The organism is Frankia sp. CcWB3 (assembly GCF_977927595.1).
The window spans coordinates 1-9,506 of sequence record NZ_CDWRCK010000167.1 but is presented as its reverse complement, the minus strand read 5'-3'; the positions used below and the strand labels follow the sequence as shown (position 1 = coordinate 9,506).

The 9,506-nt window shown below is 72.6% G+C and carries 8 protein-coding genes; 1 reads left to right on the top strand and 7 read right to left on the bottom strand.

Annotated elements, in window-relative coordinates; translation table 11 throughout:
• Positions 1 to 13: 13 nt before the first annotated feature.
• The 7 genes from ACY5KJ_RS13485 to ACY5KJ_RS13455 form a co-directional block, all read right to left on the bottom strand.
• Positions 14 to 916 (bottom strand): ABC transporter permease, encoded by a 903-nt coding sequence (locus tag ACY5KJ_RS13485; protein WP_462188888.1) that lies wholly within the window; start codon positions 914 to 916, stop codon positions 14 to 16.
• Between the two features lie 13 nt (positions 917 to 929).
• Complete coding sequence (locus tag ACY5KJ_RS13480) at positions 930 to 1,892, bottom strand: ABC transporter ATP-binding protein (protein WP_462188896.1); 963 nt, start codon at positions 1,890 to 1,892, stop codon at positions 930 to 932.
• A 49-nt stretch (positions 1,893 to 1,941) separates the two neighbouring features.
• A complete protein-coding gene (locus tag ACY5KJ_RS13475) occupies positions 1,942 to 2,586 on the bottom strand; it encodes a DUF6308 family protein (RefSeq protein ID WP_462188889.1) in 645 nt (214 codons plus the stop codon).
• 192 nt (positions 2,587 to 2,778) lie between these two features.
• The gene (locus ACY5KJ_RS13470) at positions 2,779 to 3,840 is read right to left on the bottom strand and encodes a hypothetical protein (protein ID WP_462203494.1); all 1,062 of its coding nucleotides are present in this window, start codon (positions 3,838 to 3,840) and stop codon (positions 2,779 to 2,781) included.
• A complete protein-coding gene (locus ACY5KJ_RS13465) occupies positions 3,837 to 4,778 on the bottom strand; it encodes an RluA family pseudouridine synthase (RefSeq protein ID WP_462203493.1) in 942 nt (313 codons plus the stop codon). Before ACY5KJ_RS13465 ends, ACY5KJ_RS13470 begins: the two co-directional genes overlap by 4 nt.
• On the bottom strand, positions 4,759 to 5,364 hold the full coding sequence (locus ACY5KJ_RS13460; protein WP_462203492.1) for a signal peptidase II: 606 nt from the start codon (positions 5,362 to 5,364) through the stop codon (positions 4,759 to 4,761). The genes ACY5KJ_RS13465 and ACY5KJ_RS13460 overlap by 20 nt, the downstream gene beginning before the upstream one ends.
• A gap of 202 nt (positions 5,365 to 5,566) precedes the next feature.
• Complete coding sequence (locus tag ACY5KJ_RS13455) at positions 5,567 to 5,707, bottom strand: hypothetical protein (RefSeq protein ID WP_462203491.1); 141 nt, start codon at positions 5,705 to 5,707, stop codon at positions 5,567 to 5,569.
• Between the two features lie 228 nt (positions 5,708 to 5,935).
• Between ACY5KJ_RS13455 and ileS the strand changes: the two genes are divergently transcribed.
• Entirely contained in the window at positions 5,936 to 9,139 is a 3,204-nt protein-coding gene (gene ileS / locus ACY5KJ_RS13450; protein ID WP_462203490.1) for an isoleucine--tRNA ligase, read from the top strand.
• Positions 9,140 to 9,506: the final 367 nt, after the last annotated feature.

The following is a 9,506-nucleotide window of genomic DNA, read 5'->3' as shown; positions in this document are numbered from 1 at the left end:
AACTATGACGCCCTCAGGACGTGCCGACACGGCGCAGCGCCACCGCCGCGACAGACAGCGTCACCACCCCGACGGCGGCGCAGATCCCGAGGTCGAGGACCACCTTCGCCCAGTCGACGCCGGGTTGGAAGGCGGCCGCGAGGGCGTCCACCGCGTAGCTGCTGGGCAACGCGTCCCGCGCCCAGCGGCCGACCTCGGGCAGCCGGCCGGAGGGGATCACACCGAAAAACAGCACGATGCTCATTCCGAGCTGGCCGGCGACGGTCGCGAGCTCCGACCGAGGAGCGAGCAGGCCGACCGCCGCCCCGAGCCCGGACAGGCAGATCCCGGCGAGGGCCACGACAGGCAGCAGCAGCCACAGGCCAGACAGCGGCAGCCCGTAGAGCAGCGCCCCCAGCACCGCGGTGACGACGGTGCCGGGCGCCGCGAAGGTCGCATATGAGGCCGCCGTGCCCAGCACCACCGCGACGCCGGGCACCGGCAACGTGAGGTAGTAGTCCAGGGCACCGGACGCCCGCAGCGCCCCGAACCGCTGGGCCAGCAGGTTCAACGCGACGAAGGCGACCACGAGCACCGTGGAACCCGCCACGACCTGCCCGGCGGCCGTGGTGTCGCCGACGTCGAGAATCCCGCGCAGCAGCACGAGGATCCCGACCGACTGGAACGACGCGACGAACAGCAGCGGGATCCGTCCCACCTTGGAGCGGGCGAGCTGCCCGCGGTAGACCGCACCGAACGCGGTGCGAAACGACGTCAACGGCGGCAGCTGCGGCGGGGCCAGCGGGGCGCTGCTCGGCGGGGCGGAGGCCGGCGCCGGCCGCGTGGCGGGAAGCGGGCGGCCATCCACGACCGATGGCGCCGGCACCCCGGATGCCCCGCCACCGGATGCCCCGAGCGCGTCCGGAACGACGGTCACCGGAAAATCACGATCATGCGCGCTCCAGGTCCCGCGACCCGCCGCCGAGGGTGAGGTACACGTCCTCCAGCGAGGGAGTGGCGAGACTGAAATCGTCCAGCGCGGCGAACGCCGGGCCGGCGGTCAACCGGCCGAGGGCGTCACGGGCCGCGGCCGGAGCCAACCGGATGGTCCACCGCCGTCCGTTGACCACGGCGAGCGCGGCCAACGTCGCGACGGTGGGATCGTCCGCGGGCGGGTCGTGGCGCCACGCGAGGTCGAGCCGGACGTCACCGGACAACGATGCCTTGAGCTGGCCCGGAGTGTCGCAGGCGATCACCCGCCCGGCGTCCAGGACGGCGACCCGGTCGAGCACCGACTCCGCCTCGAGGACGTTGTGCGTGATCAGCACGACGGTGACACCGACGGTGTCCCGGCGACGTTGCAGCGCCGACCACACGGCCCGCCGGGCGACGGGGTCGAGGCCGGTGGTTGGCTCGTCGAGGACGAGCATCGGCCGGTCCCCCACCAGGGTGGTGGCGACACACGCCAGCCGGCGTTGCCCACCGGACAGCTTCGACAGCGGGCGATGCGCCACCGCCTCCAGACCAAGCTCGCCGAGCACGGCGTCACGGACCGCCCGCACGGCGGAGCGGGGGACGCCGCGCATGCGGGCGGTGGTCGCCACGGCCGTGGCGACCGGCAGCTCGGCCAGCGCGAGATCATCCTGACCCAGGTAGGCGGCGAGCCGGGCCGGCAGACCGCGGGCGGCCAGCACGTCGCGGCCAAAAAGGGTAATCGTGCCCGCGTCCGGCCGCAGCAGACCCATCAACTGGCGGACCAGCGTGGTCTTCCCGGCGCCGTTCGGCCCGAGCACCCCGAACACCTCGCCCTGCCGGACGTCGAGATCGATCCGATCATTGGCGAGAACGGCATGCTCACCCGTCCCGTGCCGCCGGGTGAGCCCGCGGACCGCGTAGCTCAACACATCGACCATTGTCGCAGTCGGATCCGGTCGATGGTCCCGGGCCGGCGACGGGCGCTGATCACACCGCACTGCTCATCCACACCACGACGTCGAGCATCCGCAGCGGGGTGATCGGGGGACCCGCGACGGGTACCAGCGCCCCGAGCCGGCGGAACTCCTCGGCGTTCTCCCGCAGGTCGTACTGCATCGCGCGGATGAGCAGGCCCATGTACTGCCGCCAGGACCGCCCGTCCCGCGGCGACGGCGGGACGCAGTCCTCGTGCTGGTAGAAGATCCTCACCTTGGAGTCGAACAACGGGACCAGGGCGGGCCGCTTGCGGTGCAGCACCTTGGCGATGAGGGAGCCCTTGACGTCCCGGTCGGAGACGTCCGGGTCGTCGAGGGGGTCGTAGAGCGCGGCGACCAGATCGAGGGTGACCTCGTCGGCCTCGATGAGCTCGATGCCGGGAGGAAGCCTGTCCAACGCCCGCTGTAGCAACGGCATCAGTGCGGTGAGCGTGTGCATCCGATCCACGTCCACATGCACGCCGAGCAGGCACGGGGCCAGGAGATCCCCGGTGCATAGCAGATCCGGATCACTATTGGTGACCAGGCCGTCGTAGTACGGGTAGGCGTAGCGCAGACCTCGCTTGCGCGGCCCCAGGTACTCCTCGAGCAGGCTCTCCGCGTCGAAGACCTCCCGGGTGCCCTTCGCCAGCTTCAACCTGGGTCTCCTCATCATGATCCGTGAACTCCCCGGCCGGTCGCAACCCCAGGTGACGAAGCCGGTCTCCCCCCCTCATCTTCTCCTGTCCCGGTCGACGATGGCGCAGGGGTCAGGTGCCACGCCAGAACGGTCACCGTCCGCCACCCGTGCCCGGCACACCGTCCGATCATGCGGACGGTCTCGACCGGGTCAGCGACGGTCCGGGGACAGTGGGATGAATCTCATACCCGGCGGCCCGCTTCCCGGTGGGGCCGGGTCCACCACCCGCACCCGAGGATCGGTTTCGAGCTGCGAGAGCCGGCCGGCCGGGGCGCGGACCACCGCGGCGAACAGACATCCACACCCGGCCCGCAGATCGCTCGCCGCTCGCCGCTCGCGGTCGGCGGCGGCAGTGTCGCCGACCTGCGTGTCGGCAGCGGCTCGGGCGTCCGCCTGGGCCGCCGCCGACCCGAAGGCGGCCCGGACGTCGGCCACCGGATCGCGCACGAGGGCCTGCTCCTGTTCACCCCCGATACCGGCGGTGAAGAACACCTGCACGGTCCGGAAGTCGCCGAACACCTCGAGCAGGTCGGCGGGGGTGCGGGGCGCGGTGAGACTGGCCACGGCGTAAAGATCGGCGCCGGGGGCGGCCGAGGTCAGCGACGCGAGGTTCTGCCGGCTGGCGCCGAGGTAGTCGGCGACCGGGTCGTTCGGCCCGGGGCCGATCGTCACCACGGGCAACACGGGCGCCGCCGGCTGGTCGGGCGCCGCCGGCTGGTTCGCGGACGTCGGCGCCTCCCCGGTCGCCGGGGAGGACCGTCCGGACGACGGAGCATGATCGACGCCCTGCAGGATCGCGGCCGTTGCGCTCACCACGATCAACGCGACGAGTCCGAGGACAAGCATCCGGACGCCCCATTCCACCACCCCGCCGGGCGTGACTCCGGCCACGTCGAGCAGGGCCGGCGGACCGTCATCGTCGTCGGAGCCGGCAGGCGAGGGACGGGCCCGGTCCCGGGTCCGGCGGACCCGACCGATCTCCCGCGCCGCCAGGCCCACCATCCGCGCCCGGACGATCGCGATCGCGCGAGAGGTCGCCGGCAGCGTGCGGGCGTCGACCCGATCGAGCAGCGCCCCCAGCTCGTGGACCGGTGGGCGCACGGTGGGCCACCCCCGGCCGGCGGGGGCCTGGGCCGGCACCGCTCCTCCAGGTGCCGCGGGAGCGGGCACCGGCGCCGAGGTCGCCTCCCCGAGCGTCACCGGCTCCGTCATGGCTGGTCCCGCAGTCGTTCCACCGCCTCGGCCAGGTCAGCCGGGTCCGGGCTGGTGAACTCGACCCGTCCGCCGTGACCGGGATGATCGAAGGACAGCTGCGCCGCGTGCAGCCACTGGCGGGTCAGGCCGAGCCGCTCGGCGAGCGTGGGGTCGGCCCCGTAGGCGAGGTCCCCGACGCACGGGTGCCGCAGAGCGGACATGTGCACCCGGATCTGGTGGGTGCGCCCGGTCTCCAACCGCACGGACAGCAGGGAGGCGGCCCGGAACGCCTCCTGGAGATCGTAGTGGGTGATACTCGGCTTGCCGTCCGCGACGACGGCGAACAGCCCCGGCCGGCGCGGATGCCGGTCGATCGGGGCGTCCACGGTGCCCCGCAGCGGATCGGGATGGCCCTGCACCACGGCCCGGTAGCGTTTGTCCACCGCACGGTCACGGAACGCCCGTTTCAGCAGGGTGTACGCACGCTCGCTCTTGGCGACCGCCATCACCCCGGTGGTACCGACGTCGAGACGGTGCACCACCCCCTGACGCTCGGCCGCGCCCGAGGTGGAGATGCGGTATCCCGCGGCCGCCAACGCCCCGATCACGGTCGGTCCGGTGAAGCCGGGCGCCGGATGGGCGGCGACCCCGACCGGCTTGTCCACGACGATGATGTCGTCGTCGTCGTAGAGGATGCCGAGACCCTCGACCGGCGTGGGTTCCACCGCCACCGGACGCGGCGGGGCGGGCAGCCGGACCTCCAACCAGGCACCGCCGCTGACCCGGTCGGACCGGCCCCGGACCTTCCCGTCAAGGCTCGCCTGGCCGTCGTCGACGAGCGCGGCGGCCACGGTCCGCGACAGCCCGAACATCCTCGCGATCGCCGCGTCGAGACGGACGCCGTCGAGCCCGTCCGGGACCGGTAGGGACCGCAGGTCACCGCCCGTGATGGTCACTGCCCCCGCCGACGGGCTGATGCTCGGCGTAGCGCGTGCCGTCCAGACCCACGCCGCGCAGGGACAGGATGACCGCGAGCACGCTGCCGCAGACGATCGCGGAGTCGGCCACGTTGAAGATGGGCCAGTAGTGGAGGTGAACGAAGTCCACGACGTGACCGCGCAGGGGACCCGGCGCGCGGAAGATGCGGTCGGCGAGGTTGCCCAGCGCCCCGCCGAGTAGGGCGCCGAGCACGAGAGCCCACCCCGCCGACCGCAGCCGGCGGGCGGTGGACACCACCACCGCGACCACGGCCAGGGCGACCAGGCTGAGCAGCACCGTCGCGCCGCCCGCGAGGCTGAAGGCCGCTCCGGAGTTGCGGGTGAGCTCCAGGTCGAGCAGGCCAGGGATGACCTCGACAGGCCCCCGGTCGGACAGGGTGGCCACCGCGACGTGCTTGGTGATGATGTCCGACAGCAGGACGATCGCCGCCGCGACCGTCAGCGTGGCCACCGCCCGGCGGGAACCGGCGGTCGGGCGAGCCTCGTCCCGCCCGCGCGGTACCGGCGCCGACCCCCCGGGCGGGGCCGAGGGCTTCGTGGGCATCGCCGACGCGACGGGCCCCGCGCCCGGGGCGACGCCCCCCGGCGCGGCCGCTGCGTGATCGGCGGGATCTTCGGACACACCGCTCCCGATGGTCGGCACCTCTCCTACCGGACCACTCTACGACCCCGGGTCCCGACGATGAACCGGCCGCGCGGCGAAGGGCCGAGCCGGGGACGGGACCGCTCGTCCCGTTGAGCTACGCTCATGGGCAGCGGTACGGCGTGGACGGGGACGAGTAGCGGCGGGCGCAGCCCGAGCGAGCCGGGGTCGGTGGAAGCCCGGTGGCCAGCGCGTCGCGAAGATCACCCCCGAGCCGCCGGAAGAACGGGATCCGGTCGACCATCGGGTCCCCAGTAGATCCGGCCACCGCGAGGACAACGAGGGGCCATCCCTCGGCCCGATCCGGCCGAGCGGGTGTGCAAGGAGGGTGGTACCGCGGTACCCCCGGTCCGGGCAGGACAGGCGGCCGGCGCATCGGCCGGATGGTCACGCCCGGGGCCGGTGAGGCGTCGTCCCTCCGTTGGAGAGCCAGCCCGACGGAGATCACGACTATGGAGACCGGGTCCCCACGATGAGCACCCCCCTGCGGCATCCCACCTTCGCTCCGCTGCCCGCCCAGGTGGACCTGCCCGCCCTGGAGCGGGAGACGTTGGCCCGCTGGCGCGACACCAAGGTGTTCCACCGTTCGTTGGAGGCCACCGCGGACCGCCCGCTGTGGGTTTTCTACGAGGGCCCGCCCACCGCCAACGGCAGGCCGGGGGCGCATCACGTGGAGGCCAGGGTCTTCAAGGACCTGTTCCCCCGCTACCGGACGATGAAGGGCTACCACGTTCCCCGGCGGGCCGGCTGGGACTGCCACGGGCTGCCCGTCGAGCTCGCGGTCGAGAAGGAGCTCGGCTTCACCAGCAAAAACGACATCGAGGCGTTCGGCATCGCCGAGTTCAACGCCCGGTGCCGCGAGTCGGTGCTGCGCCATGTCGCGGACTTCTCCGCGATGACCGAGCGGATGGGCTACTGGGTCGACCTCGAGGGCGCCTACCGCACCATGGACACCAGCTACGTCGAGAGCGTCTGGTGGTCGCTCAAGCAGATCTTCGACCAGGGCCTGCTGGTCGAGGACTTCCGGGTCACCCCGTACTGCCCGCGCGACGAGACGCCGCTTAGTGACCACGAGGTGTCCCAGGGCTACTCGGACGTCGACGACCCCTCGGTCTACGTCCGTTTCCCGCTCGTCGCCGACGCCCTCGGCCTCGCCGGGCAGGGCGCGCAGCTGCTGGTCTGGACGACGACCCCGTGGACACTGGTGTCGAACACGGCGGTGGCCGTTCACCCGGAGGTGGAGTACGTCCTGGCCCGCGCGGGGGATGGGGAGTTGTTCGTCGTCGCCGAACCACTGGTCACCGCGGCCCTCGGCGAGGACGCCGAGATCGTCGAGCGGTTCCGCGGGGCGGAGCTGGCCGGTGCCCGCTACACCCGCCCGTTCGAACTGCTGGCGGCGAAGCGGTTCGCGGCCGGCACCGGCGTCCCGCACTCGGTCGTGCTCGCCGACTACGTGACGACCACGGACGGCACGGGCCTGGTCCACCAGGCGCCGGCGTTCGGCGCGGAGGACCTGGCGGTCTGCCGGGCGAGCGGGCTGCCGGTGGTGAACCCGATCGGGACGGGCGGCCGCTTCCTCGCCGACGTCCCCTTGGTCGGCGGGATGTTCTTCAAGGATGCCGACGCGCCGCTGACCGCCGACCTGCGCGCACGGGGCCGGCTGTGGCGGGCGTCGACGTATACGCACAGCTACCCGCACTGCTGGCGCTGCCACACACCGTTGATCTACTATCCGCTGCCGTCCTGGTACATCCGGACCACCGCCATCCGCGACGAGCTGCTGGCGCAGAACGAGCGGACGACCTGGCACCCCGAGCGAATCAGGACCGGTCGGTACGGCGAGTGGCTGCGCGGCAACGTCGACTGGGCGCTGTCCCGCAACCGATACTGGGGGACACCGTTGCCGGTCTGGCGCTGCGACGACGACCCCACCCATCTGGTGTGCGTCGGGTCACTCGCCGAGCTCTCCGAGCTCGCCGGGCGGAACCTGGCCGACCTCGACCCGCACCGCCCGTTCGTCGATGAGGTCACCGGGACCTGCCCGACCTGCGGCGGCGTCTCGCACCGGGTGCCCGAGGTGATCGACGTCTGGTACGACAGCGGCGCGATGCCGTTCGCCCAGTGGGGTGCCCCGCACCACAACCTCGAGGAGTTCACCCGGCAGTACCCGGCGCAGTACATCTGCGAGGCGATCGACCAGACCCGCGGCTGGTTCTACACGATGATGGCGGTCGGCACGCTGGTGTTCGGCCGCTCCTCCTATGAGACGGTGCTCTGCCTCGGCCTGCTCCTGGACGCCGACGGCCGCAAGATGAGCAAGCATCTCGGCAACGTGCTCGATTCCTTCGAGCTGTTCGAGCGGCACGGCGCGGACGCGGTCCGCTGGCTGATGCTCGCCGGCGGCTCGCCGTGGGCGGACCGCCGGATGAGTCACGAGGCGATCGAGGACATCGTCCGCAAGGTCCTGCTCACCTACTGGAACACCGCGTCGTTCTTCGCCCTCTATGCCGGGGCGGCCGGCTGGCGGCCGGGCGCGAGCCCAGGCGCGGGCGCGACACCGCCGGCCCGGCGGCACGTGCTGGACCGCTGGGCGCTGTCCGAGCTCGCGGCCACCGTCGCCGAGGTGGACGAGGCGCTGGAGAACTTCGACTCGCTGCGGGCCGGGCGGCGGATCGCCCGGTTCGTCGACGACCTGTCCAACTGGTACGTCCGCCGGTCCCGCCGCCGGTTCTGGGCCGGCGACGCCGATGCCCTGGACACCCTGCACACCTGCCTGGACGCACTGACCCGAGTGATGGCGCCGTTCACACCGTTCCTCACCGACTGGCTGTGGTCACGGCTGTTCGCCGACGCCTCCCCGCAGACCCCCGACTCGGTGCACCTTGCCGCCTGGCCCGAGCTCCCCGGGGGGCTGCACACGCCGGAGCTCTCGGAGCAGATGGATCTCGTCCGGCGGATCGTGGAACTCGGCCGTGCCGCCCGGGCCGCCAGCGGGATGCGCACCCGCCAGCCGTTGCCGCGGGCGGTCATCGGCGCGAGTGCCTTCGACGAGCTCTCCCCCGAGCTGATCGCGCAGATCACCGAGGAGCTCAACGTGACCACGGTGGAGCCGGCGACCTCGGAGGTCGTCGACATCTCGGTGAAGCCGAACTTCCGGGCCCTGGGGCGGCGCTTCGGCAGGAACACCAAGGCGGTCGCCGCGGCCATCGCGGCCGCCGGTCCTCCCGTCAACGGACGGCTCACCGTCACCGTCGACGGGGAGGAGGCCGAGCTGTCCGGGGACGAGCTGATCATCACAGAGACGCCGCGGCAGGGCTGGGCGGTCACCGCCGAGTCCGGGCTCTCCGTCGCCCTCGACCTGGAGATCTCCCCGGAGCTCGCCCGCGCCGGGCTCGCCCGCGACGTCGTCCGGGTGCTCCAGGACGCGCGCAAGGCGGCAGGGCTGGAGATCACCGACCGGGTGGACGTCTCCTGGGCGGCGACGCGCGAGGAGACCGCACTCGCGCTGCGTACCCACGGTCAGACGGTGGCCGAGGAGGTGCTGGCGGTCTCCTTCACCGAGGTGGCCCGCACGGAGCTGCCTGCGGCGCAGCCGTGGGAGGCGGAAGCCCGCTCGGCGGCCGAGGAGCTGGGCCTGGCGTTCACGCTCACCCGGCACGAGACGACCGGCAGCTGAGACCGAGGCCCGAGGTCAGCGAGAGGCCCGGCGTACTGCTCCCGCCGGGAGCAGCGCCGCGGCGACCAGCGTCAAGATCAGGGACGCATAGACGAAACCGCTGCCGGCAAGGATGCCGACCACCGCAAGAACCGTACACAAAGCAAGAACTGCTCCACAAAGCGTCAGCATCTCTCGATCACCCCATCACGAGACCGCCCGTCGGCTCCGGCCCCGTCCGCGCCGGTGCCGAGGGCCACGCCAGACTCGCCGAGGGCCGCGCAGCGGATGATCAGAACTCCTGCATTCCCGGGGCGTCCCGCCGGGTGGCGTCCATGTCCGGCCGGCCGTGACCGTTGTCGCGGGCCATGGCGGCGCCGGCGGGCAG